The following is a 25293-nucleotide window of genomic DNA, read 5'->3' on the forward strand; positions in this document are numbered from 1 at the left end:
TGGGTTGCGTTTAGTGTACCTAGATGTTTATCTGGGTACAGCGGTCTATACCTAGGCTGCAGGACTCGAGGAGGAGCCATGACCCGCGACGCCGTCATCGTCGGAGCCGTCCGCACGCCCATCGGCAAGGGCAAACCCACCGGCGCCCTGCACGACGTGCTGCCGGCCGACCTGCTTGCCCACAGCCTGCGGGAAGTGGTGGCGCGCACCGGTGTGGACCCGGTCCAGATCGACGACGTCATCGCCGGCGCGGTCGCGCAGGTCGGCGACCAGGCGGTCAACATCGCCCGCAACGCGCTGCTGGGCGCCGGATTCCCGGAGACGGTCCCCGGGGTCACGATCGACCGGCAGTGCGGCAGCAGCCAGCAGGCCATCAGCTTCGCCGCGCAGGGCGTGATTTCCGGCGCCTACGACCTGGTCGTCGCCGCCGGCGTGGAGTCGATGGGCCGCGTCCCCATGGGCACCTCGGTGCTGCCGGGCAGCAACCCGTTCGGTGACGACATGACGCGGCGCTACCCCGACGGCCTGGTGCCCCAGGGCATCAGCGCCGAACTGATCGCGGCGAAGTGGGGCTTCTCGCGCACCCAGCTCGACGAGTTCTCCGCGGGCAGCCACGACAAGGCCGCGCGCGCCACCAAGGACGGCCTGTTCGACAACGAGCTGATTCCGATCGCCGGCCTTGCCGCCGACGAATTCATCCGGCCCGGCACGACGGTCGAGACGCTGGCCGGGCTGCGGCCCGCGTTCTACAGCGAGGCGATGGCGGCCCGCTTCCCGCAGATCAAGTGGGAGATCACCGCCGGCAACTCCTCGCCGCTCTCGGACGGCAGCGCCGCGGTCTTGATCACCACCAGCGAGGTCGCCGAGAAGCTCGGCCTGCGCCCGCTGGCCCGCATCCACACCACCACCGTAGTGGGCTCGGACCCGCTGTACATGCTGACCGGGGTCATCCCGGCCACCGAAAAGGTGCTGCGGCGGGCCGGTTTGACGCTGGACGACATCGACGTGTTCGAGGTGAACGAGGCCTTCGCGCCCGTCGTGCTCGCCTGGGCGCACGACACCGGCGCCGACCTGGCCAAGACCAACGTCAACGGCGGCGCCATCGCGATCGGCCACCCGCTGGGTGCCAGCGGCGCGCGCATCATGACCACGCTGGTCAACGCGCTCGAGCAGCGCGGCGGCCGCTACGGCCTGCAGACGATGTGCGAGGGCGGCGGCATGGCCAACGCGACGATCATCGAGCGGCTGGGCTGACGGCGATGTCGTCGCCCAGCATCTCGAGCGTCTTTGTCATCGGCGGCACCGGCGCTCAGGGCATGCCCATCATCCGTGCCCTGGTCGCCGACAAGAGGTACTCCGTTCGATTCCTCAGCCGCGACCCCGACTCCCGCCGAGCGAAGGAGCTGCTCGGGCTCGACAACGTGTCCGTATTGGAAGGCTCATTCGCCGACGAAGCGAATCTGCGGCAGGGTTTCCGCGGTTGTGATGCGGCATTCGTCAACATCGACGGATTCAACACCGGTGAGAAGACCGAGATGTATTGGGCGATCCGCAGTTACGAGATAGCCATCGAAGAGGGAGTGAAATTCTTCGTCTATGGAAACCTCGATTACGGGCTCAAGAAGTCGGGATACGACTCCCGCTTCCGTACCGGCCACTATGACGGCAAGGGCCGGGTGGGCGAATGGATCCTCTTCCAGAATCGGGTGAATGGTGACCGGATGGGGGCGGCGGTCTTCACGACGGGTCCCTACATCGAGATGGTGATCTCGCCCGGGACGCCGATGACGCCTACCGTCGAGGACGGTGTCTTGACGTGGCGGGTCCCGCTTGGCGAGGGCGCGGTGCCCCATGTGGCTCTCGAAGATTGCGGATATTATGTCCGTTGGCTTTTCGACCATCCCGAGCGCGCGAAGGGCCTCGATCTCGAAGTCGCTGTGGACCACATCACCTATGCGGACCTTGCTGCGGCGTTCGAGAAGGTCACCGGACACCCGGCGCGGTACATCGACACCGATCTAGACGAGTATTGGCAGAACGGCCCCCTCAGCAGGAGGGCGGATGCGCCTGCCGGGTACAACGCGGACCCCAGCGACAAGAGCACCATGACCGTCCGGGACAACTTCACGGGATTTTGGAATCTGTGGAAATACGGAGTCGTCAAACGCGATTACGACCTACTCGATCAAATCCACCCGAACCGGATCCGGAGTGCCGAGGAATGGTTCCGCAGAGAAGACCGGTTGGGAAGGGCGCTGGGGAAAGGCGGCCTGTGGGAGCGGGTTCAACCGGAGAACCGGACTCCGATCCTCAAGATTGGTGAGGATCGAAGGACGGGGAAATTATGACCGAGACTGTTTTCGAGGGCGTGCGGGTGCGCTACGACAGCACCAAGGGCTACGACGAGCTGCTCGCCGCGCTGCTGGCCGACATCGGCGAGCGGCCGGTGCCCGTCAACGACATCGCGACGAGCACCGGCGACTGGGACTCCTATCGGGAGCGCATCGAACCCCACGCGGGCCCAAGCGGATTCATGCTGTTCGGCGTCTTCGACCACGGCGCGTGGATCACCAAGGCCGGCATCGATCGCAGGGTGGTCCGCGTCATCCTCGGCAACCCGCTGATCGCGATCACGATGCTGCGCCACGACCTGACCGCCGGCCTGTTCGCCCCGGTCGAGCTGCTGATCACCGACGAGCCGGCCGGCAGCAGCCTGACCTACGTCAAGCCGTCGTCGCTGATGGTCGTCGAACCCAATCCTGAATTGCTCGGCGCCGCACAAGAACTCGACGCCAAACTGGCGGCGCTGGCCGAAAAGGTGACCGGCGGTTGGTGACCCGCCAACGCCGCCCGACCTGTCCCTGCGTTGTGAGCATTCAGGATTTCGGCGGTTCCCCGCGGCCCAGCAGTAGGTGCTCGGCGTTGCGGTGGGCCAGTTTGGACTTATCCTCGGCGCTCAGCGGTGCGGAGTCGATGAAGGCGCGAGCGTCGCGGTAGCCGGCGGCCGCCCCGAGGAGGTCCGGACGTCGTTGTCCGAGCGCGCTGCTGTACGGGTCATCCTGGGCGAACATGAGGCGATCCGGCCCCAACACGTCGAGGGTTTGTCGCAGCATGCGGTGGCTGAACACGCCACCGGCCGTGACGTACACATTGTCGGTGATGTAGTCGAGGACGTGTCGGTCCAGGCCGTTGTCGGTATTGCTGAGCGCATCGGCGCGATCGGCGAAGGAGACGATCATCTCGCCCCAGTGGCCGAGGATGATCTGCAGGTCGGGGTGGCGGTCGAAGGTTCCCGCGAGGATGAGCCGCAACGCGGCAAGCCCGGCCTCGGCGTGCCAGCCCCACCCGCCGGTGGAGAGCATGAGGTTTGTCCCGAAGCCGAAGCCGCCGTAACAGGCTTCGCGTACGGCGGCGGGCGGTATCCCGGGATGGATGTAGATCGGTACCCCGAGCTCGGCGGCGGCCTCGAAGATCGGCCGGAAACTGCTGTGGTCGAGCAGGGTTGGCCCGGTGCGGGGAAACACCATCGCACCCACGAAGCCCAGTTCGAGGATGCAGCGGCGCAGTTCGTCGGCGGCGGCATCGGGATCCGGGGTGGGCAGGGTGGCGAACGCCGCGAAGCGGTCTGGCCGGCGCCGGACCGCGTCGGCGAGCACGTCGTTGGCGTCGCGGGCCAGGGACACGGCCAACTCCGCGGGCAGCGGTTGCGTGCCGGGAGTGGTGATTGACAGCACCTGGACATCAACGCCCGCGGCGTCCATGCGGTCCAGCCGTTCGTCGCCGAGGTCGAGCAGCCGATGACTGACGATGTCGGGACTACTGAGCCAGGTGACGGTGTCATCCCCGCCGAATTCGACCAGGGCCTCCCGAAGCTCGGCGGTCCAGGCGTGTTCCTCGACGGCGATCACCCGCGACACCTGAAAGTCGTTGTCGGGGAATGCTTGTGGTGCTTCCGCCGACGGTACCGGCGACATCACGGACCGCACCTCCTCAGCTGCAGGGTTTCGGGGCGGGCGCCCATGGGCCACGGGGCCGCATACCAATATAACCGGACTTCAGTCCGGTTATATTTCCCAGCCCAGCCCCAAGTTGCTCAGCGGGGCGGCGGCTCCGGCATCAGCGGCGCGTTTCAATCTTCAGGTCGCCAGCTGTCACGGTACGGATGTGATCGCTGGCGAGTACGTCGTGCGGGAACCCGAGTTCGATCCCGCTGGCCTGGTCGAGGCGGCCAAGCTGGTCGGTCGTGAAGTCGACTTCGAGGGCGCCCAGATTGTCATCGAGCTGAGCGGCGGTGCGGGCACCGACGATCGGTGCCGTCACGCCCGGGTTCTGCAGGGTCCAGGCGAGTCCGACCTGGGCCGGTGTGCGGTCGAGCTCGGTCGCGACCTCCTTCACGACATCGGCAATGGCAAGGTTGCGCTCGGTGAGTGCGCCCAGGGCGAAGTTGAAGCTTTTGCGGGTGCCGTCGCCAGAAGCGCCGTTCGGCCCGGTCAGGTCGCCGTGGTTGTACTTGCCGCTGAGCACGCCGCCGGCCAGCGGCGAATACGGGATCACACCCAAACCCATCTCGCGTGCCATCGGGATCAGGTCCCGCTCCCCGGTGCGCTCGATCAGGTTGTATTCGATCTGCAGCGCGACCAGCGGTGACCAGCCACGCAGGTCGGCGATCGCCTGCATGCGGGACACCTGCCAGGCCGGGGCGTTGGAGATCGCCACATACAAGACCTTGCCCTGCCGGACCAGATCGTCCAGGCCGCGCAGGATCTCCTCGACCGGCGTCCTGAAGTCCCACACGTGCAGGTAAAGCAGATCGATGTAGTCCGTATTCAGCTGCCGCAGGCTGGTTTCCACCGATGCGAACATGCTTTTGCGGTGAGCGCCCCCGGAATTCGCGTCGGCGGGGCGGCGGAGCGTGGTGTATTTCGTTGCCAACACCAAGCTTTCGCGGTTCTCGCGGGTGAACTCACCCAGCAGACGTTCGGAGCTGCCGTCGGTATAGGTGTTGGCGGTGTCGATGAAGTTGCCGCCGTGCCCGACGTACAGGTCGAAGAGCTTGCGTGCCTCTTCTCGGTCGGCGCCCCAACCCCATTCGGTGCCGAAGGTCGCCGTCCCCAGCGCCAGCGGTGAGATCCGCAGCCCGGAGCGGCCCAGCAGCCGATAGGTGTCAAGGTTGAGCGTCATTCACGTCCTCCTGCGCTTGTTTGCGTCGTCGACAACAAGCCTGCGGCCGGGGCGCACGATGGGTAAGGGAGAGAACTTCCTGGGAACACCAGTCCCACCTTGGCTGTTGCACGCCCATGTGATGACCCAGACGGTGGATAGGACACAGGAGCTGGCCGCGTTCCTGCGGAGTCGACGCGAACGCCTGGACCCGCATGATTTCGACCTGCCGTCGCGCCGGCAATCGCGGCGCACGTCGGGATTGCGGCGCGAAGAGGTCGCCGAACTGGCCGGGGTCAGTGTCGACTACATCGTGCGGCTGGAACAGGCCCGCGGGCTGCGGCCCTCAGCGGATGTCGTGGAGGCGCTGGCCCGGGCGCTGCGCCTAGCTCCAGACGAACGCGCCTACCTTTTCGACCTGACCCAGCAGCGCCCACGCAAGGCCGACAGCCCGGCGACCGCTGCGGCGCCGCCACTGGCAGAGCTGGTCAGCGACCTGTCGCCAATGCCGGCCATGCTGATGAACCACCGCTTCGACATCCTGACCTGGAACGGCGAAATGGCGAAGCTGATCACGGATTTCGATGCCCTACCGCCGCCGCAGCGCAATTCGATGTGGCTATGCCTGATGCATCCGGAAATACGCGAGCTATATGTCGACCGTCGACGCGTCGTGCGGGAGGGGGTCGCCCACCTCCGCGCCGCGTGGGCCGCCCACCCGGACGATCGGACGCTGACCGATCTCATCGCCGAATTCATCTCCGGTGACGACGAATTCGCCCGCTTGTGGGCCGAGCGAGACGTGAAGGTGAACGGCCGCGGAGAAAAGGTGATGCGACACCCCGAAGTCGGCGTGATCGCAGTGCACTTCGAAGTGCTCATGCCGCTTGAAGATACGGACCAGCGGTTGATGATCTGCCGCGCCGCGAACGCCGAGAGCAAGTCGGCGCTAGAGCAGCTCGTGAACTAAAGCCAGCCGGTGCGGGCGGCGGCGACCGGCTCGGCCGGCGACGGGGCCAACTCCCCGTCGCGCACGCCGTCGAGCATCCGCTTGACCGCGGCGACGATCTCCGGGGCCGCGGCGGCGAGCCCGGCCTTGTCGGCCTCGCTGACCTGGTCGGGGTCGACGCCCGCCCGGGCCAACACGGCGGCCGGGTCGGCCAGCTGCCCGGCCAGCCAGCCCACCGGGTCGGCCGACAGCTCGGGGACGAAATGCCGGCGGCCGGGCTCCCACCCGTCGAACCGGGGGTGGTGATGGGCCCGGTCCAGCGTCCCGGGCGGGCTCTCGGTGGAGCCGAACAGGTCCACCCGCCACACCGGCCGGTTGAAGCCGATCGGGACGCCGGCATAGATCGATCCCTGCGGCTCGTCCCGGTCGACGAGGCGCAGTTCCAATCTGACTCCCCGCTCCGGGGTCTCCTGGCCTTCGAGCGGGCGCGGGTCGACGAAGAACATGTCCCCGACGACCACACCCATGGTTTCGAATCCAAACGCTGCGAGCATGTTTCCGAGCGTAGTCCCCGGCCGCGGCGTTAGGCGCCGACCTTCTTGGCCGCGCGCTCGGGCAGGACCACCTCGTAGTCCGCGAGCACTGCGGTGCGGGTGCGGCGCTGGTATTCGTGCACCAGGCCGGGCCAGTTGGTGGTGACGCGGCCGGAGGCGGTGCGGTACCAGGAGTCGCAGGTGGTCCACACGCCGGCGTCCAGGCGGGACTGGACCTCGGCGTCGTAGGCCTGCTCCACGGCGCGCCGGACCTCGAACGCGCGGGCCACACCTCCGCGGGCAAGCTCCTCGGTGAGCTGGCGGATGTAGCGGGCCTGCTGCTCCATCATCAGGATGATCGAGCTGCTGCCGAGGTTGGTGTTCGGCCCGTAGATCAGGAACATGTTCGGGAAGCCCGGCACGGCCATGCCCAGATGGGCGCGGGCCCCGTCGGACCACTCGGCGTGCAGGTCCCGCCCGTCGCGGCCGGTGATCGTCATCGGGGCCAGGAATTCGGTGGCCTTGAACCCGGTGCCGTAGATGACGACGTCCACCTCATGCAGCCGGCCGTCGGCGGTCCGCACCCCGGTGGGCGTCACCTCGGTGATCGCCTCGGTCTCGACGTCGACGTTGGGGCTGGCCAGCGCCGGATACCAGTCGTTGCTGAACAGGAGGCGCTTGCAGCCGACCGGGTAGTCGGGCGTGAGCTTGGCCCGCAGCACCGGATCCTTGACGTGGTGCTTGAGGTTCGCCGATGCGACCACGCCGATCAACCAGGCGAGCGGGGCGACCTTGGTCAGCGCGAGGCCGAAGAACTCCGAGATCTCCCAGATCAGCCCGCGCATGGCGGCGGCGAACCCGGGCACGTTCCGGAACGCGGCGTGGTGGGCGTCGGTGTAGGCGCGGTCGGGCTTGGGGATGACGTACGGCGCGGAGCGCTGGAAGACGGTGACACGCGCGGCGGTTTCGCGGATACGCGGGACGAACTGGATCGCGGACGCACCGGTGCCGAGCACGGCGACGCGCTTGCCGGCCAGGTCGACGTCGTGGCGCCATTGCGCCGAATGGAACGAGGGGCCCGCGAAGGTGTCCAGCCCCGGAATGTTCGGCAACGCCGGCCGCGACAGCTGGCCGACGGCGGGCACCAGCACGTCGGCCTCGAACACTTCACCGGACGCGGTCTCCACCCGCCACGTGGCGGTGCCGTCGTCGTAGCGGGCCGCGGTGACCTCGATCCCGGTGCGCACCAGGTCGCGCAGGCCGAACCGGTCGGCGGCGGCGTGGATGTAGCCGAGGATGTCGGGCTGCTCGGCGTACCGGCGTCCCCAGTCGGTCTTGCGGGCAAAGGAGTAGGAGTACAGGTTCGACGGCACGTCGCAGGCCGCGCCGGGGTAGGTGTTCTCCCGCCAGACGCCGCCGATGTCGTCGGCCTTCTCCAGCACCGTCACATCGGCCAGGCCGTCGCGGGAGAGCTCGTAGGCGGCGGCGAGGCCACCGAAGCCGGCGCCGATCACCAGCACGCGAGGCTTGCGGATGGTCGAAGTCATGAAGCACAGGTTAGGGGTGGGCGGCAGGTCGCCGGCAGCCGATTGCGGTCGGCAAATCCATGATTCCGGCCACGATTCAGCCGGCGGCCAGGCGGGCCCGCGGCGCGACCGAACGCTGATAACGCGCCGGGGTTGTGCCCGTCCACCGTTTGAACGCGGCGATGAAACTCGTCGCCTCGGCGTAGCCCAGCCGCAGCGCGACGTCCTCCACCGACAACGCGCCCGTCGCCAGCAGTTCCTCGGCGAGGACCCGGTGCACCTCCTCGGCCAGGTCCCGGAACGTGGTGTTCTCCTCGGCCAGCCGCCGGCGCAGCGTCCGCTCGCTCATCGCCAACTGCCGCGCGACGGCCCCGATGGTGTGGGGTTCGCCGTCGATCGACGCCAGTCGCTCACGCACCCGCCGGGCGACGCCGGTCCGCTGCCTGCGGCGCTCCAGCAGGGCGCGGCACTGCTGCTCGCACACGGCGACGCTGCTCGCGCTAGCGCGCGGGAGCGGGTCGTCCAGCAGCGCGGCCGGCCAACGTGCCACATTGGCCGGCGCATCGTAACTCGGCGCCACGCCGAATGCCTTGCACGCCAACGCATCACCCGACGACGGCGCGGGGCCCGCGAACTCGATCGAGGTGAACGGGACGGGGCGGCCCAGCATTTCCGCCATGACCCGGGCGATCGCGACCAGGTCGCGCCGCACCAGGAACTCCGCGACCGGACCGGTCAGGCCGGGCAGGTCGAGCCGCATCGCGGCCACCGGCCCGTCCACCGTGACCGTCGGTAGGCCGAAGCCGTAGCTGAGCTCGTAAAACCGGGCCGCGAACCGGACGGCATCACCCAGCGTCGAACTGGTGAGGCAGGCGAAGCCGAAGATGCCCAGCGACCCGACGTGATAGCTGTCGCCCACCCGCACCCCCAGGTCGGCAGCGTCACCCAGCAGGTTCACCAGGTTCGTCGCGACCGTCAGCTCTTGGCGCCCGACGATCATCCGCTCGTGGTCGCGCAGGTCGGCCTCCGACAGACCGGTCCCTTCGAGGACGTCCGCTACGGCAAGCCCGTTGCGGGAACCGAACTCGGCCATCAACGCGACGCTGGTCGTGCTCCTCGGGAAGTCCCAGTGGGAAACCTGGGACCCGACGAAGACCTGCACGTATCCCAGTATGGCGAACGGCGGTGCGCCGAACGTGCACTCACTGCGAGAATCGGCCCGAAATCTCGCCCTCAGTACACGTTCGGCGAAAAGGGTTAGGCCGCCAGGCCGTCGGCACCGCCGTTGGCCCGCCGCGCATCCCGCTGCGCGCGCTTGGCGCGCCGCCACCCACGCACGGTCTCGATGGCGGTCTTCAGCCCGCGGCGCCGGCCGGTCTCCGGGTCGGTGCCCGCGAAGCCGGGCTCCAGCTCGGCGAACATGCGCTCGCTGCGGGTCTCCGGCGCGTCGTCGGCGCTGTCACGCAGGTAGGAGTTCGGCAGCGACAGCTTGGCCAGCGTGCGCCACGTCTTGGCGTACTGCACCAGGAAGGAGCCCGTGGTGTAGGGCAGGTCGTACTTGTCGCACACCTCACGCACCCGCACCGCTATCTCCTCGTACCGGTTGCTGGGCAGATCCGGGAACAGGTGGTGCTCGATCTGGTGGGACAGGTTGCCGCTCATGAACCGCAGCACCGGCCCGGCCTCGAAGTTGGCGCTGCCCAGCATCTGGCGCAGGTACCACTGACCCCTGGTCTCGCCGACCATGTCGGTCTTGGTGAATTTCTCCGCGCCGTCGGGGAAATGGCCGCAGAAGATGACGGCGTTGGCCCACACGTTGCGGATCACGTTGGCCACCGCGTTGGCCTTCAGCGTCGAGGTGTACGTGGCCCCGGGTGACAGCGCGGTCAGCGCCGGGAACGCGACGTAGTCCTTGAGCACCTGCCGGCCCGCCTTGGCCAGGAACTCGTCGACCCGCTGCCGGGCGTCGTCCTGGTCCATCCGCCTCTTGGCGATCTTGCCGAGCTCCACGTGCTGCAGGCCGACGCCCCACTCGAACAGGAGCATGAGCATGGTGTTGTAGACCAGGTTGAACAGGTTGAAGCGCTTCCAGCGCTGGTCCCGGGTGACGCGCAGCAGGCCGTAGCCGACGTCGTCGTCCATCCCGAGGATGTTCGTGTACTTGTGGTGCACGTAGTTGTGAGTGAATCGCCAGTGCTTGGACGACCCGCTCATGTCCCACTCCCAGGTCGAGGAGTGGATCTCGGGGTCGTTCATCCAGTCCCACTGGCCGTGCATGACGTTGTGGCCGATCTCCATGTTCTCGATGATCTTGGCCACGCCCAAGGTGACGGCCCCCGCCCACCACGCCGAGCGGCGGGAACTCGCGGCCAGCATCAGCCGGCCCGATACCTCCAGCGCGCGCTGCGCTGCGATGGTGCGGCGAATGTAGCGGGCGTCCCGCTCGCCGCGAGAGTCTTCGATGTCCTGGCGGATGGCGTCCAGCTCAACGGCCAGGCTCTCGATGTCGGCGTCCGTCAGATGGGCGAATACGTCGACGTCGGTGATCGCCATCGTCTTCCTTCCCTACGGTCGATGTTTCGGGTCGAAAACCAGATCCAGACCTACGCTATCGTAACCTACGAATCCGTAGGTTACCTGTGAGTAGCACTTAGATGTCGAGCACACAATCGCCCGAGGCGGCAGACACGCACGTCTGAATCCGCGTCCCCGGGTCGTGCTCCGCGCCGGTGCGCAAATCACGCACGTGGCCCTCCACGAGGCCGACCACGCACGACTGACATATACCCATCCGGCAGCCGAAGGGCATCTGCACGCCGGCGCCCTCGCCGGCGTCCATCAACGACGTCGCGGCGTCGGCGGCGACGGCGCGACCGCTCCGGGCGAAGGTGACCGTGCCGCCGGCGCCCGCGGGCGCGGCCTTGGACACGGCGAAGCGTTCCAGGTGCAGCCGGTCGCCGATGCCCGCCGCCGACCAGAGCTTCTCCGCCTGGGCCAACATGCCCTCCGGCCCGCAGGCCCAGGTGTGGCGGTCGCGCCAGTCCGGCACCTCGCGGTCCAGCAGCGCAAGGTCGAGACGGCCCTGCGAGCGGGTCTCCCGAAGCGTGAGGCGATAGCCCGGATGTTCGACGGCCAGCGCCGCCAGCTCGGCGCGAAACAGGACGTCGGACTCGGTGGGCGCGGAGTGCACGTGCGCGATGTCACCAATCTGGTTGCGGCGCACCAAGGTTCGCAGCATAGACATCACCGGCGTGATCCCCGATCCGGCAGTGAGGAACAGGATGGACGGCGGCGCCGGGTCGGGCAGCACGAAGTTGCCCTGCGGGGCGGCCAGCCGGACGATGGTTCCCCGCTCGACGCCCGCCACCAGGTGGGTGGACAGGAATCCTTCGGGCATCGCCTTGACGGTGATGGTCACGGTGCGCGCGGAGCCCGATCCGGACGTCTCGGCCGGGCTGGAGGTCAGCGAATACGACCGCCAGCGCCAGCGCCCGTCCATCAGCAGGCCGATCCCGATGTACTGGCCCGGCTGGTAGTCGAAGTTGAAGCCCCATCCCGGCTTGATCACCAGGGTCGCCGAATCCTCTGTCTCGCGGCGCACTTCGAGGATGCGGCCCCGCAGCTCGCGTGCCGACCACAGCGGGTTGGCCAGGTGCAGATAGTCGTCGGGCAACAGCGGCGTGGTGATGCGCGCGGCCAGCTTGCGCAGCGCGTGCCAGCCGGGGTGTCGCTCGGCACCCGCGACCACCGGCCGCTTGGTGTCGACGACGTTGCCCGCGATCGATGGGTTACGTCTGCCCAGGGGAAGCTCCTGCTCACGATGCTGCGTCTTGCTTGCACTCACCATTGTGGTCGACTCTGTGGGCCTCACGAAACCTACGGTACCGTAACCTACGGTTGCGTAGCCAGCGTTCGGTGGGCGCGATCACATCACACCCTCGGGCCGGGCCCTGCCGATCGCCCGCCCTCGCGGTGGAGCAACCTAGCCGGCCGCACTGGTGGCGAGCTTCAACGCCCGGACCACGGCTTGGCGGGCAAGGTCGATCTTGAATGCGTTCTGGCTCAACGGTTGCGCACCGGACATGGCGGCTTCGGCGGCGGCACGGAACGCCTGCGGACCCGGCGCGTTCCCGACCAGCGTGGCCTCCGATTCGATCAACCGCCACGGCTTGGGCGCTACGCCGCCCAGTGCGATGGCCGCCGACGTGATGACGCCGTCGGACAGCGCGAGGCCGACCGCCACCGATACCAACGCGAACGCATAACTGTGCCGGTCCCGCACCTTGAGGTACCAGGATTTCGCCGCGTAGGGCGACGGCGGCAATTCGACGCCGACGATCAATTCGGCGGGCTCGAGGGCGTTGTCGATCTCCGGTGTATCGCCGGGCAGGCGGAAGAACTCGCCGATCGGCACACGGCGCACGCCCCCGGGGCCCGCCACGTGCACAACGGCGTCGAGCACCGCCAAGGCCACCGCCATGTCGGAGGGGTTTGTGGCCACGCACCGCGGCCCCGCGCCGAGAACGGCGTGCTCCCGGTTGAAGCCGTCCAGTGCTGCGCAGCCCGAACCGGGTGCGCGCTTGTTGCACTTCGCGAAGTCGGTGTCCATGAAGTAAGGGCAGCGGGTGCGCTGCAGCAGGTTGCCGCCCGCGGTCGCCATGTTGCGTAGCTGGGTGGTCGCGCCGCTCAGAATCGCGTGGGAGAGAACGGGATAGCGGGTTCGGATCAGCGTGTGGTTGGCGAGCGCGCTGTTGGTGACGCCCGCCTCGATGTACACCCCATCCGACTCGGTCGCCGTCACCGAGGTCAGGCCGAGTCGGCCGATATCGATCAGCGCCGACGGCTGGACGACGCCATATTTCATCAGGTCAACGAGATTGGTACCGCCCGCGAGATACACGCCCCCCGTCTGGACCGCCGCGGTGATCGCGTCGGCCACCGAGGTGGCGCGCTGATAGGCGAACGTCTTCACTGTGGCCTCGCCTCGGCAACCGCCGCGATCGCGTCGACGATGTTGGCGTATGCCCCGCACCGGCAGATGTTTCCGGCCATGCGTTCCTTGATCTCGTTCTCCGTCAGCGGGATCGAACCGTTCAGCGCCGCCTGGCGGTCACCTTCGAAGGAAGCCATGGACAGATCGCCGCGAGCGTGTTCGCGCAGCATCGCACGCGCCGACGAAATCTGGCCCGCGGTGCAGTAGCCGCACTGAAAACCGTCGTGCTCGAGGAACGCTTCCTGAAGCGGATCCAGATCGTCGCCGTCGGCGACGCCCTCGATGGTCAGGACTTCCGCGCCATCGATCGACACGGCCAGCGACAGGCAACTGAGCACCCGCTCCCCGCGCACGGTCACCGTGCAAGCGCCACACAGCCCGTGATCGCAACCCTTCTTGGTGCCGGTCAATCCCAAGCGCTCTCGCAGCAGGTCGAGCAGTGTGGTGCGGACGTCCACGAGTACCCGATGCGTCGTACCGTTGACGCCCAGCGCGATCTCGCATTCGGCAGCTGCCTCCATCAGCCGTTCCCCTCCGGCGTCGCAAACGGTGTCATGAGATGTTCGACGGTGATCGGCAGCTCGCGCAACCTGCGGCCGGTGGCGTGAAAGATGGCGTTGGCGATGGCCGCCGGGACACCGCACACCCCGATCTCCCCGATCCCGCGAACGCCGAGTGGATCCAACCCGAAATCGGGGGTGTCCACGAAGGAGACGTCGAAGTCGGGACGGTCGGCATGGGTGGGCACGTAATACTCCCCGATCAACTGTGCGGTGGCCGCGTCGTACGGGACCTGCTCCATCAGCGCCATGCCCAAGCCGAACGTGATGCCGCCCATCACCTGACTGCGCGCGAGTTTCGGGTTGAGGACGCGGCCGCAGTCCAGCACGGCGACCCAGCGTGTCACGGTCGCGCGGCCGATCTGCTCGTCGACTTCGACTTCACAGAAATGCGCACCGAAGGACTGCGAGATCGCGTCGCGTTGATCGCCCGCGTCGGCGGACATGTTGAAGCTCAGCTCTGTTCGGTAGCGCTCGGCCCCGCGGTCGAGCAACCCCGTCACCGGGATCCGCGGGTTGCCGCCGGGGCCCACCACGTCGCCGTCGGCGACGGTGAGCCGGTCCGGCGCCAAGCCGTGGAAAGGGGTCCCTTCGTCGTCGCTGACCAGCCTGAGCAGCCGTCGCTTCCATTCCGCCGCCGCCGCGAACACCGCCGAGCCGACCGTTGCGGTGGTCTGGGAGGCGCCGCTATACGGCGCATCGGGATAATCCGAGTCTCCGGAGGCAAACCTCAACTGCGACAACGGCAGTCCGCACGCGTCGGCGGCAACCTGGCTCATCGCCGTGCGCACCCCGGTGCCGAGCTCGTGGGTCGCCGAGGCGAAGCGCACCAGCCCGTCCGCTGTGGTGGCCACGCTGCAGGAGGCCGGCATCCGCCGACCAGGGTAGGTCGCGGTGGCCATTCCCCAGCCGATCTGTATTCCCCGATCCGACAACGAGCGGGGCGCCAATGGCCTTTTGTCCCAACCGAATCGCTCGGCGCCCAGGGTGTAGCAGTCCCGTAGGTGCTCACCGGACCAGCGCTTCCCGCTGGGCTGGTCGAAGTCCACGTGGTTGCGGATGCGGAGCGACAGCGGGTCCACCCCCAGCTCGTAGGCCAGTTCGTCCATGGCCGACTCCAGGGCGAACAAGCCGGGCGCCTCCCCCGGCCCGCGCATGAAGCACGGCGTGGGCGCGTTGATGCGCGCGACCCGGTGCGAGACGACCAGCCGGGGCGAGTGATACAAGAACCTGCTCGACAGCCCCGTCGGCTCGCAGAAGTGGGCCACGGTGGATGTCTCGGTGACGGTGTGATGTTCGGTGCTGCCCAGCAGTCCGCTGTCCGCGGCAACGAGCGTCACCCGCTGCTCGGTGCGCGGCCGGTGCCCGGTCGAGGAGAACATCTGGTTGCGGCTCAGGACGAGCTTGACCGGCCTACCGACCGCGCGGGCCGCGACGGCGACCAGCACCACGTGCATCCACAGAAAGCTCTTCGACCCGAACGCCCCACCGACCAGCGGTGCGATCACCCGGACATTCGCCTCGGGTATGCCCAGGTACCCGGCGAGCACGGACCGCTCCCCGGTGATCCAGCGGGTGGTGTCGTGGACGGTGAGCCGGTCACCCTCCCAGGCGGCGATGGTCGAGGACAATTCGATGGGATAGTGCGCGTTACGCGGTGTCGCGTAGTGGGAGTCGATCCGGTGCGGCAGGGGCGGCTCATCAGGTGCACCGCGGCGGTCCTGCAGCTTCTCCTCCTCCAGCTTCACGAAGTGGTCGGGCAGGTAACTCCCGTACCGAATCCGGCCGTCCTGTTCGTCGGGTGGCTGCGGCCGGGTCAGCGTCTCGGCGGCGCTCAGCGTCGCCGGGCGGTGCTCGTAGTGCAGATCGAAAAGTGACGCCGCATACGTCGCGCGCTCCGGCGAGTCCGCAACCACGAGCGCCATGTGCTGCCCGACGTGGTGAACCGTCAGGTCCGACAGCGGGGGCCGCCGCTCGATGGGCACGTCGAACGTGAGGTCCTGTGGAAGCGTGTGCAGTGGAGGGCAATTCAGTGGCGTCAGCACGTACAGGACACCCGGTGCCGCCGCGGCGCGGTCGGCGCCGGCGAGCAGTGACTCGACGGTGACCGCCCCCCGCGGGATCTGCGACTGCACGAGGGCCGCGTGCGCGACGGAATCGACGACCGTATCGGCGGTGTAGCGGGCACGCCCGGGGACCTTGGCACGACCCTCGACGCGGTCGATGGACAGGCCGACCTGTCGCGCTGGTGGCTGCGTCATCGAGGCGATGCGGCGTCGCACGAGTTGGGACGCCGGGCATGTCGCGGCAATGACCCCTGGTTCATGGCTGCATGTTAGGCCCAGAGACGCGACGCCGCCGGGTCCGCATGCGCGGCCCTACAGCAGCTCGAGCAGGAACGGCAGCTCCTGGTTGGCGTACCACGCCAAGTCGTGGTCCTGCGCGTCGCCGACGATCAACTCGGCATCCTCGTCACCCAGGTCGGCGGCGTCGATCGCCTCGATCGCCTTCGTCACCGCCGGCTCGGCGCCCGCGTTGTCGACGTACGCGGCGATCACGTCTGCAAGCGCGACCGGCCCGCCGAGCCGCACCACCGCGTCGTCGAGGTCCGGCCGGTAGCTGACGTCGCCGACCTCGGCGGCCAGCACCGCGCGCCGCGGCGGCAGGGACCCGCTGGCGCCCGCGTCATCGGCCAACAGGCGCAGCGAAGCCAGCGCCGCCTCACGCAGCGCGACCTCGGCGAGCTCGTCGTCGTCGCCCTCGGCGTACGCCTCACGCAGGGCCGGTGTCAGCGCGAATGCGGTGCCGTTGACGGGCCGTACCGAGCCGTCGGCGACGAGCCGCTGCAACATCGCCAGCGTGGCCGGAATGTAGACGAGCGTCATAGTGACATCTGCCGACCCGCTTCGACCGGCCCCGCCGCTCTCGCGATCGTCACGAATCCCCAATCAGTGTGGCCGCGTAGTCGTCGACGTATTTGGACAGCTCGCGCGGCGGGCGCCGGTAGTTGCCGCTCACCACCGGCGTCTTTGGCAGTTTGACGCGCGGCCGCTCGACGTCGTGATACGGGATCGTAGACAGCAGGTGCGCCATCATATTCAGGCGCGCGTGCTTTTTGATGTCCGATTCCACCACATACCAAGGGCTGACCGGGGTATCGGTGTGCACCATCATCTCATCCTTGGCGCGTGAATAATCCTCCCGCTTGTACAGCGATTCGGTGTCCATCGGGCTCAGTTTCCATTGCCGCACAGGGTCGTTCAGCCGGGCCTTGAACCGCCGGAGCTGCTCGCCCTCCGAAACCGAAAACCAGTATTTGCGCAGCAGAATCCCGTCGTCGATGAGCATCTGCTCGAAGATCGGGGTCTGCCGCAAAAACAGCGCATGCTCTTGGGGCGTGCAGAATCCCATGACCTTCTCCACGCCGGCGCGGTTGTACCACGACCGATCGAACAACACGATCTCCCCTTTGGCGGGAAGGTGGGCGATGTAGCGCTGGTAATACCACTGGCCGCGTTCCCGGTCCGTCGGCGAGGGCAGCGCCGCGATGCGGGCGACGCGCGGATTGAGGTATTCGGTGATTCGTTTGATGGTGCCGCCCTTGCCCGCCCCGTCGCGGCCTTCGAAAACGACCACCAGGCGCTGGCCGGTATGGCGCACCCACTCTTGCAGCCTCACGAATTCGGTTTGCAACCGGAATAATTCGGCTTGGTATACCTCGTCGGAAATCCTGGGCGCGTTCGGCGCAGTTGATTTCGCCGCCTTCGCCTTGGCGCTCTTCGTCGCGGTGCTCACATCAACGAATGATAGAACCGGCCATCGCTTTTCACTGTGACCAATTACCGGGAAGCCTCCAGCAATTCCTCGAGCGACTGGCTCAGCAGGCCGGGCAGCAGCTCGACGTCGCTCATCGCCTCGCGGTCGGCGTTGATGCCGAAATACAGCATGCCGTTGTAGGACGTCACGCTGATGGCCAGCGCCTGGTTGTGCAGCAGGGGCGGGACGGCGTAGGTCTCCAGCAGCTTGGTGCCCGCGATGTACATCTGCGACTGGGCCCCGGGCGCATTGGTGATCAGCAGGTTGAACGTCCGCCTGGAGAAGCTCGGGAAACTGGTGGCGACCCGGATGCCCATGGCGTGCAGCGTGGGCGGCGCGAATCCCGACAGGGTGACGATGGTCCTGGCGTCCACCAGGCGCGCGGCCGTCGGGTTCGACTCGGTGGCGTGCGCGATCTGCGACAGCCGCACCACCGGGTTGGGCTCCCCCACCGGCAGGTCCACCAGGAACGGCATCACCTGGCCGATAGCCTGGCCGGGTCCGCTCGCATCGAGCTGGCCTTCGGCGTAGATGGACAGGGGCGCCATCGCGCGCACGGTGGCGGTCGCCGACACCGCCACCCCCCGTGACATCAGCCAGTTGCCCAGGGCGCCGGCGATCACCGCGAGCACCACATCGTTGACGTCGCAGTCGTAGCGCGCGCGCACGGTGCGGTAGTCCTCCAGGTTGCAGCTCGCGACCGTGAACCGCCGGTGGCGCGACACGTTGGCGTTCAGCGGGCTGCTCGGCGCGGTGCCGCGCGCCACGGTCCGCGCGAAATCGACGACCCGGCGACCCGCGGCCAGCAGTTCACCAGGGTTGGTCACCAACCCGCCGATGGTCGACCCGACGGCCTGCAGCTGGGTGGTCGGCCCCACGAACCAGTCGCCGACGGCCCCGAAGATCAGCCGCGCGTTGCCCGGGTCGCGTTCCGGGACCCAGATGTCCTCAGGCAGGGCCGGGGGGCGTTTGGTGCGATCGGCGATGACGTGGTTGATCTCCAGCGCCGCCATGCCGTTGATCAAGGCTTGATGCGACTTGGTGTAGAGGGCGACCCGGTTCTTGGACAGGCCCTCGACCAGATACATCTCCCACAGCGGCCGCGACTTGTCCAGCGGCCGGGCGGCCAGGCGGGCGACCAGCTCCTGCAGCTGTTCGTCGCTGCCCGGGGAGGGCAGCGCGGAGCGCCGCACGTGGTAGGTGATGTCGAAGTCGGCGTCGTCGATCCACACGGGCCGGGCCGAGCCCACCCGCACCTCACGGACCTTCTGCCGGTAGCGCGGGATCTGCGGCAACCGCCGTTCGACCGTGGACAGCAGCGTCTCGTAGCTCAATCCCGCGCGCGGGCGGCGCAGGATCGACAGCGATCCGACGTACATCGGGGTGGCCGTGTTCTCCAGCCGGAAAAACGCCGCGTCCGCCGGGGACAACCGGGTCACCATGCGAGCCGTCCTCCTCGTCGAATCATCGCCGGCGTCGCTACACGAGATTTCCCGCCCACGGTAATCGGCTGGGCGGGGCCGGGCCGAGCGCGGGTACGCGCGCGCCCGAGTTGTGCCATGATGACCACTGCCTGCCACTCTCCAGCGGGCTTCCGGTCCCGGCCGATGAGTTGGAGAGTGCGCGTTGAACACCGGTCCTGTCGTGGGTCAGCCCGACGCCTTCGCCGTCCTGCCCGTCGTCGACTACGAGCCTCCGGCACAGGAGGTACCGCCGAATGCCGCGGCCTGCCGGCGGTCGTCCCGCGCGCCGTCGCTACGGCGCAGCTCCCACGCGCCGCGCCGGCCCCACCCGCCGGGAAGGCCGGCGACGGAGCCCCGCGCCGCCGCGTCGCCGCAGATGCGGCAGGCCGCGGCCTTTGCCGACGCCGCGTTGCGGCGGGTGCTCGAAGTCATCGACCGGCGCCGCCCGGCCGCCCAGCTGCGCCCGTTGCTGACACCCAGCCTGGTGGATTCCGTGGTCGCGGTGGGCCACACGACCGCCGGCCACGAGGGCGCCGCGGTGCTGCGGCGGATGCGTCTGCAGCCGGCCGGTCATGGGGACCCCCAGGCCGCGGCCGAGGTCTCCGGCTCCTACAGCCGCGGCGACCGGATCCACGCGATCGCCTGCCGCGTCGAGCGGGCGCCCGGTGGCGGCGGCCGGTGGCTGGTGGTGGCCCTGCACATCGGTTGACCCGACGGGTCAGCGCACCGGACCGGCGCTGGGCGCCAGCGGACCGCCCGTGTAGCGGGTGAGCACCGGCCCCGCGATCGCCATGACGAAGACGTACGACGTCGCCAGCGCGGAGACCGCCGGGATCGACGTGCCCGCCAAGCCGATGATGATCAGCGAGAACTCGCCCCTGGCGATGAGCGCGGTGCCCGCGCGCAGCTGCCCGCGCCGCGCCACCCCGTCGCGCCGGGCGGCGAACACCCCGGTGGCGACCTTGGTGGCCGCCGTCACCGCGGCCAGGATCAGCGCCGCGGGCAGCATCGGGACCAGCGCGTGCGGGTCGACCGAAAAGCCGATCGCCAGGAAGAAGATGGCGGCGAACAGATCCCGCAGCGGGCCGAGCACGCGACGCGCCCGATCGGCGGTCTCCCCGGTCAGCGTCAGGCCCACCAGGAAGGCGCCCACCGCGGCCGACGCGTGCAGGGATTCGGCGATGGCCGCCACGATCAGGGTGATGCCCAGCACCCGGAGCAGCAGCTGTTCGGAGTCGGGGTGTTCGACCAGCCGGCCGACGTGATGGCCCCAGCGATAGGACGCGGCGAAGGCGGCCAGCAGTGCGGCCACCGCCGCCACCATGCCGACGACGGCGTGCAGCCAGCCGCCGCCGGCGGCCAGCACGGCGAACAGCGGCAGGTAGGCCGCCATCGCGAAGTCTTCGAGGACCAGCACGGAAAGCACGGCCGGCGTCTCCCGGTTACCGAGCCGGTGCAGGTCCTCCAGCAGGCGGGCGATGACGCCCGAGGAGGAGATGTAGGTGACCCCGGCCAGACACAGGATCGCCACGCCGTCCAGCCTCAGCAGCCAGCCGGCGACCGCGCCGGGCGCCGCGTTGAGGACGACGTCGACGCCCGCGGACGGCAGGTGGTGGCGCAGGCTGGCGGCGAATTCGGCCGCCGAGAACTCCAGGCCCAGGGTCAGCAGCAGCAGCACGACGCCGATGGGCGCGCTCGTCGTAATGAACTGGCCGCCGGCCTCCAGCGGCAGGATCCCGCCCTTGCCCAGCGACAGGCCGGCGAGCAGGTACACCGGGATCGGGGACAACGCGAATCGGCGTGCGACGGCGCCCAACACGGCCAGCGTGGCCAGGAGGGCGCCGAGTTGTAGCAACAGCGCCCACGAAACCTGCACCGGCTCAGCCCTTGTCGATTATCTGCTCGACGCCGGCGATTCCGTCCTGAGTGCCGATCACGATCAAAACGTCTCGGGCGTAAAGCATTTCGGCCGGCCCGGGCGAGGCGAGCACTTCCTCGTTGCGCACGATCGCGACAATGGAGGCGCCGGTTCGAGTGCGGGCGTGGGTGTCGCCCAAGGGGTGCCCGACGAACGGGCTGCTGGCCAGGATGTGGACCTGACCGGTCTCGAGTCCGGGTATTTCGCGGGCCAGCTCGGTGAACCGCTCGGCGATCCGGGGCGCCCCCAGGATCTGGGCCACCGCCTCGGCCTCCTCGTCACTGAGTTGCAGGAGCGGCCGCGCCTCGTCCGGATCGTCGCGGGCATACACGACAACCTCGAAGTCGCCGCTTCGCCGCGCGATGATGCCGATGCGGTCGCCCTTGTGATCGGTGAACTCGTAGCGAAGGCCGACCCCCGGTAGCAGCACCTCCTTGACATCCATACCGTCAATCCTGACAGGTCGGCCGGTGGCGCGGTCTCCGGATCGCGGGGCTCCTAGAGAACTCCTGAAGAGTCAGCCCTGCCGGGCCACCCCCGCGGGCTGGCGGCGCGGTATCGGCAGCAGCATCGACACCTCGCGCCGGTAATCGCGGTATTGGGGGCCCAGCGATGCGACCAGGTCACGCTCCTCCAGCTGCGTGGCGATCAGGATGTAGCACGTCATGCCGATCGAGAACAGCAAATGCCCGGCCGTCATGACGGGCGCGGCCCAGAACGCGATGACCATCCCGAGCATCAGGGGGTGGCGCACCACGCGGTAGAGCAGGCGGACGCGGAATTCGACGCTGGTGTAGGGCTTTTGGCGCGACGCCAAATACACCTGCCGGAGCCCGAACAGGTCGAAATGGTTAATCAGGAACGTCGCCAGCAGCGCTATCGCCCAGCCGAGCCAGAACAGCGCCCACAGCACCGCGCGAAGGGCGGGCACCCGCACGTCCCAGAAGACGGTCGGCATCGTTCGCCATTGCCAGTACAACAGGGCCAACACCGCGCTGGACAGCAGCACGTAGGTGCTGCGCTCGATCGGCGACGGCACGACGCGGACCCACCAGCGCTTGAACGCGGGCCGGGCCATCACGCTGTGCTGGACCCCGAACGCGGCGATCAGCGCCGTGTTGACCGGCACCGCCTCGGCGATGGATGCGGGGAGTCCGCGGTCGACGCTTCGTGGCACCGCCAGGTTGCCCACGAAACCGATGAGATACAGGAAGGCCGCGAGAAAGAGCAGGTACGCCGCGGCGCCGTAGCCAAGCGTCAGATATCGCCTCATGGGCTAAGTGTCCGCCGCGCGCCCGCGCCCGCCTATAGGTCGATTGCCTCATCTTGGCGCAAGGGGACCCTAGGCATTTTTGACCAGTCGGGGTGTGAAGCCGGCCGCCTGCCGCACGCCGAGTGTGAAGTTGGTTTCACGCTCGGCGCCGAGTGTGAAACCAACTTCACGCTCGGCGTTCAGAAGCGAAGCCTTAGCGGCGCTTGACCGACTTGGGCGGCTTGGCCCCGTGACCCTGCTGCCTTGCGGCCGCACGGCGCTCACGCCGGGAGCCTCCACCCGCGACGCCCGCCGGCGTCTTCTGGCCGTCGCCGCCGTTGCGCTGCACCTGCGCCGAGCCGTCCTCGGACGGGCCGGAATAGGTCAGGGCCGGTTGCTGGTCGTCGATTCCCTTGGCGCGCAACTGGGCTGGAGGCTCTTCGCGCACCGAGGGGGCGATGTCGCCCTGGTCTGCCGCGGTTCCGAGGTCCTTGAGCCCCTCCGGCGCTTCCATCGGCGCGACCTGCGGCGACGGCACCGCCTCGACGGTGACGTTGAACAGGAACCCGACCGACTCCTCCTTCATGCCGTCGAGCATCGCCATGAACATGTCGTAGCCCTCGCGCTGGTACTCCACCAGCGGATCGCGCTGCGCCATGGCGCGCAGCCCGATGCCCTCCTTGAGGTAGTCCATCTCGTAGAGGTGTTCGCGCCACTTGCGGTCGATGACGTTGAGCAGCACGTTGCGCTCCAGCTGCCGCATCGCGCCCTCGCCCGCGATCTCCTCGAGCTCGGCTTCCCTTGCCGCATAAGCGCGTTCGGCGTCCTTGAGCAGCTCGTCGAGCAGCTCCTCGCGGGTGAGGTCGTCGCGCTCGGAGTCACCGTCCAGGCGCATCAGGGTCTCGTGGTCGATGCCGACCGGGTACAGCGTCTTGAGCGCGGTCCACAACGCCTCAAGGTCCCAGTCCTCGGCATAGCCGTCGGCGGTCGCACCGTTGACGTAGGCGGTGACCACGTCGCGGACCATGTCCAGCGCCTGCTCCTTGAGGTTCTCGCCCTCCAAGATGCGGCGGCGCTCGGCGTAGATCACCTTGCGCTGCTGGTTCATCACCTCGTCGTACTTGAGGACGTTCTTTCTGACCTCGAAGTTCTGCTGCTCGACCTGGGTCTGGGCGCTCTTGATCGCGCGGGTGACCATCTTGGCCTCGATCGGCACGTCGTCGGGCAGGTTCAGCCGGTTGAGCATCGCCTCCAGCGCGGCGCCGTTGAACCGGCGCATGAGCTCGTCGCCCAGCGACAGGTAGAAACGGGACTCGCCCGGGTCACCCTGCCGGCCGGAGCGGCCGCGCAGCTGGTTGTCGATGCGACGCGACTCGTGCCGCTCGGTGCCCAGCACGTACAGGCCGCCGGCCTCGATCACCTCGGCGGCCTCCTTGCCGGCCTCCTCCTTGACCTTGGGCAGCTCCTCGTGCCAGGCCGCCTCGTACTCGTCGGGCGTCTCCACCGGGTCGAGGCCGCGCTCGCGCAGCCGCAGGTCGGTGAGGAAATCGACGTTGCCGCCCAGCACGATGTCGGTACCGCGGCCGGCCATGTTGGTGGCCACCGTGACGCCGCCCCGGCGGCCGGCCACCGCGACGATGCCCGCCTCCTGCTCGTGGTACTTGGCGTTGAGCACGTTGTGCGGGATGCGGCGCTTCTGGAACTGCCGCGACAGGTACTCCGAGCGCTCCACGCTGGTGGTACCGATCAGGACCGGCTGGCCCTTCTCGTAGCGCTCGGCGACGTCGTCGACGACCGCGATGTACTTGGCCTCCTCGGTCTTGTAGATGAGGTCGGAGCAGTCGGTGCGGACCATCGGCTTGTTGGTCGGGATCGGCACCACGCCCAGCTTGTAGATCTCGTGCAGCTCGGCGGCCTCGGTCTGGGCGGTACCGGTCATGCCGGCGAGCTTGTCGTAGAGCCGGAAGTAGTTCTGCAGCGTGATGGTGGCCAGCGTCTGGTTCTCGGCCTTGATCTCGACGTGTTCCTTGGCCTCGATGGCCTGGTGCATGCCCTCGTTGTAGCGGCGGCCGTAGAGCACGCGGCCGGTGAACTCGTCGACGATGAGGACCTCGCCGTCGCGGACGATGTAGTCCTTGTCGCGGTTGAACAGCTCTTTGGCCTTCAGCGCGTTGTTGAGGTAGCTGACCAGCGGCGAGTTGGCGGCCTCGTAGAGGTTGTCGATGCCGAGCTGGTCTTCGACGAATTCGACGCCGAGTTCGTGCACGCCGACGGTGCGCTTGCGCAGGTCGACCTCGTAGTGGACGTCCTTCTCCATCAGCGGCGCCAGCCGGGCGAACTCGAGGTACCAGTTCGAGGCGCCGTCGGCGGGCCCGGAGATGATCAGCGGGGTGCGGGCCTCGTCGATCAGGATGGAGTCGACCTCGTCGACGATCGCGAAGTTGTGCCCGCGCTGGACTAGGTCGTCCAGCGAATGCGCCATGTTGTCGCGCAGGTAGTCGAAGCCGAACTCGTTGTTGGTGCCGTAGGTGATGTCGGCGTTGTAGGCCACCCGCCGCTCGTCGGGCGTCATCTGGGCCAGGATCACGCCCACGTCCAGGCCGAGGAAGCGGTGCACGCGGCCCATCCACTCGCTGTCGCGTTTGGCCAGGTAGTCGTTGACCGTGACGACGTGCACGCCCTTGCCGCCGATGCCGTTGAGGTAGGCGGGCAACACCGAGGTCAGGGTCTTGCCCTCACCGGTCTTCATCTCGGCGACGTTGCCGAAGTGCAGCGCCGCCGCGCCCATCACCTGGACGTCGAAGGGGCGCTGGTCGAGCACCCGCCAGGCCGCCTCGCGGGCCACCGCGAACGCCTCGGGGAGCAGGTCGTCGAGGCTCTCGCCGTCGGCGTGCCGCTTTTTGAACTCGTCGGTCTTGGCGCGCAGCTCCGCGTCGGTGAGCTTTTCGACCTCGTCGGACAAGGTGTTGACGTAGTCAGACACCCGCTTGAGACGCTTGAGCATGCGACCTTCGCCGAGGCGCAGCAACTTCGACAGCACGGTGTTGTCCCCTGTTGGTAGGAGTCTCTATAAGGCGACTCCCATGGTAGGTGACAACCCCGCGAGGGCCGCCCAACCTCAGG

At 68.3% G+C, this 25293-nt stretch carries 22 protein-coding genes; 5 read left to right on the forward strand and 17 right to left on the reverse strand.

Going from position 1 to position 25293, the window contains the following annotated elements; genetic code table 11:
* The first annotated feature begins 78 nt into the window (after positions 1 to 78).
* From C1737_RS13105 to C1737_RS13115, 3 genes are read left to right on the forward strand one after another with little or no spacing between them, the layout of a single operon-like run.
* On the forward strand, positions 79 to 1254 hold the full coding sequence (locus C1737_RS13105) for an acetyl-CoA C-acyltransferase (RefSeq protein WP_068098014.1): 1176 nt from the start codon (positions 79 to 81) through the stop codon (positions 1252 to 1254).
* 5 nt (positions 1255 to 1259) lie between these two features.
* Positions 1260 to 2348 carry an NmrA family NAD(P)-binding protein gene (locus C1737_RS13110; RefSeq protein ID WP_102418600.1) on the forward strand — a complete coding sequence of 363 codons (1089 nt, stop codon included), beginning with the start codon at positions 1260 to 1262 and terminating at the stop codon, positions 2346 to 2348.
* Positions 2345 to 2836 (forward strand): DUF302 domain-containing protein, encoded by a 492-nt coding sequence (locus C1737_RS13115; protein ID WP_068098012.1) that lies wholly within the window; start codon positions 2345 to 2347, stop codon positions 2834 to 2836. Before C1737_RS13110 ends, C1737_RS13115 begins: the two co-directional genes overlap by 4 nt.
* 40 nt (positions 2837 to 2876) lie before the next feature.
* Here C1737_RS13115 and C1737_RS13120 read toward each other — a convergent pair whose 3' ends face one another.
* Entirely contained in the window at positions 2877 to 3974 is a 1098-nt protein-coding gene (locus C1737_RS13120; RefSeq protein ID WP_102419931.1) for an amidohydrolase family protein, read from the reverse strand.
* A 142-nt stretch (positions 3975 to 4116) separates the two neighbouring features.
* Positions 4117 to 5181 (reverse strand): aldo/keto reductase, encoded by a 1065-nt coding sequence (locus C1737_RS13125; protein ID WP_102418601.1) that lies wholly within the window; start codon positions 5179 to 5181, stop codon positions 4117 to 4119.
* On the opposite strand from C1737_RS13125, the gene C1737_RS13130 reads away from it, so the two are divergent.
* Positions 5171 to 6130, forward strand: coding sequence for a helix-turn-helix transcriptional regulator (locus C1737_RS13130; protein WP_369807526.1), 960 nt, complete (start codon positions 5171 to 5173; stop codon positions 6128 to 6130). The genes C1737_RS13125 and C1737_RS13130 overlap by 11 nt on opposite strands.
* Here C1737_RS13130 and C1737_RS13135 read toward each other — a convergent pair.
* The 11 genes from C1737_RS13135 to C1737_RS13185 all read right to left on the reverse strand — a co-directional run bounded on the left by C1737_RS13135 (position 6127) and on the right by C1737_RS13185 (position 18979).
* A complete protein-coding gene (locus C1737_RS13135) occupies positions 6127 to 6663 on the reverse strand; it encodes a hypothetical protein (RefSeq protein ID WP_068098010.1) in 537 nt (178 codons plus the stop codon). The genes C1737_RS13130 and C1737_RS13135 overlap by 4 nt on opposite strands.
* A gap of 29 nt (positions 6664 to 6692) precedes the next feature.
* On the reverse strand, positions 6693 to 8189 hold the full coding sequence (locus C1737_RS13140) for an NAD(P)/FAD-dependent oxidoreductase (RefSeq protein ID WP_102418602.1): 1497 nt from the start codon (positions 8187 to 8189) through the stop codon (positions 6693 to 6695).
* Between the two features lie 76 nt (positions 8190 to 8265).
* Entirely contained in the window at positions 8266 to 9330 is a 1065-nt protein-coding gene (locus tag C1737_RS13145; RefSeq protein WP_102418603.1) for an AraC family transcriptional regulator, read from the reverse strand.
* A 95-nt stretch (positions 9331 to 9425) separates the two neighbouring features.
* Positions 9426 to 10721, reverse strand: a complete 1296-nt coding sequence (locus C1737_RS13150) for a fatty acid desaturase (RefSeq protein ID WP_068098009.1) — start codon at positions 10719 to 10721, stop codon at positions 9426 to 9428.
* Positions 10722 to 10818: 97 nt separating this feature from the next.
* On the reverse strand, positions 10819 to 12012 hold the full coding sequence (locus C1737_RS13155) for a ferredoxin reductase (protein ID WP_369807562.1): 1194 nt from the start codon (positions 12010 to 12012) through the stop codon (positions 10819 to 10821).
* Positions 12013 to 12150: 138 nt separating this feature from the next.
* Positions 12151 to 13140, reverse strand: coding sequence for a xanthine dehydrogenase family protein subunit M (locus C1737_RS13160; RefSeq protein WP_102418604.1), 990 nt, complete (start codon positions 13138 to 13140; stop codon positions 12151 to 12153).
* On the reverse strand, positions 13137 to 13682 hold the full coding sequence (locus tag C1737_RS13165; protein ID WP_102418605.1) for a (2Fe-2S)-binding protein: 546 nt from the start codon (positions 13680 to 13682) through the stop codon (positions 13137 to 13139). Before C1737_RS13165 ends, C1737_RS13160 begins: the two co-directional genes overlap by 4 nt.
* Positions 13682 to 15982: a xanthine dehydrogenase family protein molybdopterin-binding subunit gene (locus tag C1737_RS13170; RefSeq protein ID WP_102418606.1), complete on the reverse strand. Its 2301-nt coding sequence runs from the start codon at positions 15980 to 15982 to the stop codon at positions 13682 to 13684. The genes C1737_RS13165 and C1737_RS13170 overlap by 1 nt, the downstream gene beginning before the upstream one ends.
* 117 nt (positions 15983 to 16099) lie before the next feature.
* Positions 16100 to 16606, reverse strand: coding sequence for a hypothetical protein (locus C1737_RS13175; protein WP_067919073.1), 507 nt, complete (start codon positions 16604 to 16606; stop codon positions 16100 to 16102).
* A gap of 49 nt (positions 16607 to 16655) precedes the next feature.
* On the reverse strand, positions 16656 to 17516 hold the full coding sequence (gene ppk2, locus C1737_RS13180; protein WP_068057281.1) for a polyphosphate kinase 2: 861 nt from the start codon (positions 17514 to 17516) through the stop codon (positions 16656 to 16658).
* Positions 17517 to 17560: 44 nt separating this feature from the next.
* A complete protein-coding gene (locus C1737_RS13185) occupies positions 17561 to 18979 on the reverse strand; it encodes a wax ester/triacylglycerol synthase family O-acyltransferase (RefSeq protein WP_067919070.1) in 1419 nt (472 codons plus the stop codon).
* Between the two features lie 184 nt (positions 18980 to 19163).
* Between C1737_RS13185 and C1737_RS13190 the strand changes: the two genes are divergently transcribed.
* Positions 19164 to 19709, forward strand: a complete 546-nt coding sequence (locus C1737_RS13190) for an Rv3235 family protein (RefSeq protein WP_102418608.1) — start codon at positions 19164 to 19166, stop codon at positions 19707 to 19709.
* A gap of 9 nt (positions 19710 to 19718) precedes the next feature.
* Here the strand turns inward: C1737_RS13190 and C1737_RS13195 are convergent, their stop codons facing one another.
* From C1737_RS13195 to secA, 4 genes are all read right to left on the reverse strand, one after another.
* Positions 19719 to 20876 carry a cation:proton antiporter gene (locus tag C1737_RS13195; protein WP_102418609.1) on the reverse strand — a complete coding sequence of 386 codons (1158 nt, stop codon included), beginning with the start codon at positions 20874 to 20876 and terminating at the stop codon, positions 19719 to 19721.
* A gap of 4 nt (positions 20877 to 20880) precedes the next feature.
* Positions 20881 to 21363, reverse strand: coding sequence for a cation:proton antiporter regulatory subunit (locus C1737_RS13200; RefSeq protein ID WP_067919067.1), 483 nt, complete (start codon positions 21361 to 21363; stop codon positions 20881 to 20883).
* A gap of 72 nt (positions 21364 to 21435) precedes the next feature.
* The gene (gene mddA, locus C1737_RS13205; protein WP_102418610.1) at positions 21436 to 22191 is read right to left on the reverse strand and encodes a methanethiol S-methyltransferase; all 756 of its coding nucleotides are present in this window, start codon (positions 22189 to 22191) and stop codon (positions 21436 to 21438) included.
* 193 nt (positions 22192 to 22384) lie between these two features.
* Positions 22385 to 25210, reverse strand: coding sequence for a preprotein translocase subunit SecA (secA, locus tag C1737_RS13210; RefSeq protein ID WP_102418611.1), 2826 nt, complete (start codon positions 25208 to 25210; stop codon positions 22385 to 22387).
* Positions 25211 to 25293 lie beyond the last annotated feature (83 nt).

The sequence above is a fragment of the Mycobacterium sp. 4858 genome, assembly GCF_900240975.1.
Lineage (GTDB): Bacteria > Actinomycetota > Actinomycetes > Mycobacteriales > Mycobacteriaceae > Mycobacterium.

Bases quoted from the DNA above. Each gene is read 5' to 3' on its own strand.
- C1737_RS13105 (WP_068098014.1), top strand. From the start codon at position 79: ATGACCCGCGACGCCGTCATCGTCGGAGCCGTCCGCACGCCCATCGGC.
- C1737_RS13110 (WP_102418600.1), top strand. From the start codon at position 1,260: ATGTCGTCGCCCAGCATCTCGAGCGTCTTTGTCATCGGCGGCACCGGC.
- C1737_RS13115 (WP_068098012.1), top strand. From the start codon at position 2,345: ATGACCGAGACTGTTTTCGAGGGCGTGCGGGTGCGCTACGACAGCACC.
- C1737_RS13120 (WP_102419931.1), bottom strand. From the start codon at position 3,974: ATGTCGCCGGTACCGTCGGCGGAAGCACCACAAGCATTCCCCGACAAC.
- C1737_RS13125 (WP_102418601.1), bottom strand. From the start codon at position 5,181: ATGACGCTCAACCTTGACACCTATCGGCTGCTGGGCCGCTCCGGGCTG.
- C1737_RS13135 (WP_068098010.1), bottom strand. From the start codon at position 6,663: ATGCTCGCAGCGTTTGGATTCGAAACCATGGGTGTGGTCGTCGGGGAC.
- C1737_RS13140 (WP_102418602.1), bottom strand. From the start codon at position 8,189: ATGACTTCGACCATCCGCAAGCCTCGCGTGCTGGTGATCGGCGCCGGC.
- C1737_RS13150 (WP_068098009.1), bottom strand. From the start codon at position 10,721: ATGGCGATCACCGACGTCGACGTATTCGCCCATCTGACGGACGCCGAC.
- C1737_RS13165 (WP_102418605.1), bottom strand. From the start codon at position 13,682: ATGGAGGCAGCTGCCGAATGCGAGATCGCGCTGGGCGTCAACGGTACG.
- C1737_RS13170 (WP_102418606.1), bottom strand. From the start codon at position 15,982: ATGACGCAGCCACCAGCGCGACAGGTCGGCCTGTCCATCGACCGCGTC.
- C1737_RS13175 (WP_067919073.1), bottom strand. From the start codon at position 16,606: ATGACGCTCGTCTACATTCCGGCCACGCTGGCGATGTTGCAGCGGCTC.
- C1737_RS13185 (WP_067919070.1), bottom strand. From the start codon at position 18,979: ATGGTGACCCGGTTGTCCCCGGCGGACGCGGCGTTTTTCCGGCTGGAG.
- C1737_RS13200 (WP_067919067.1), bottom strand. From the start codon at position 21,363: ATGGATGTCAAGGAGGTGCTGCTACCGGGGGTCGGCCTTCGCTACGAG.
- mddA (WP_102418610.1), bottom strand. From the start codon at position 22,191: ATGAGGCGATATCTGACGCTTGGCTACGGCGCCGCGGCGTACCTGCTC.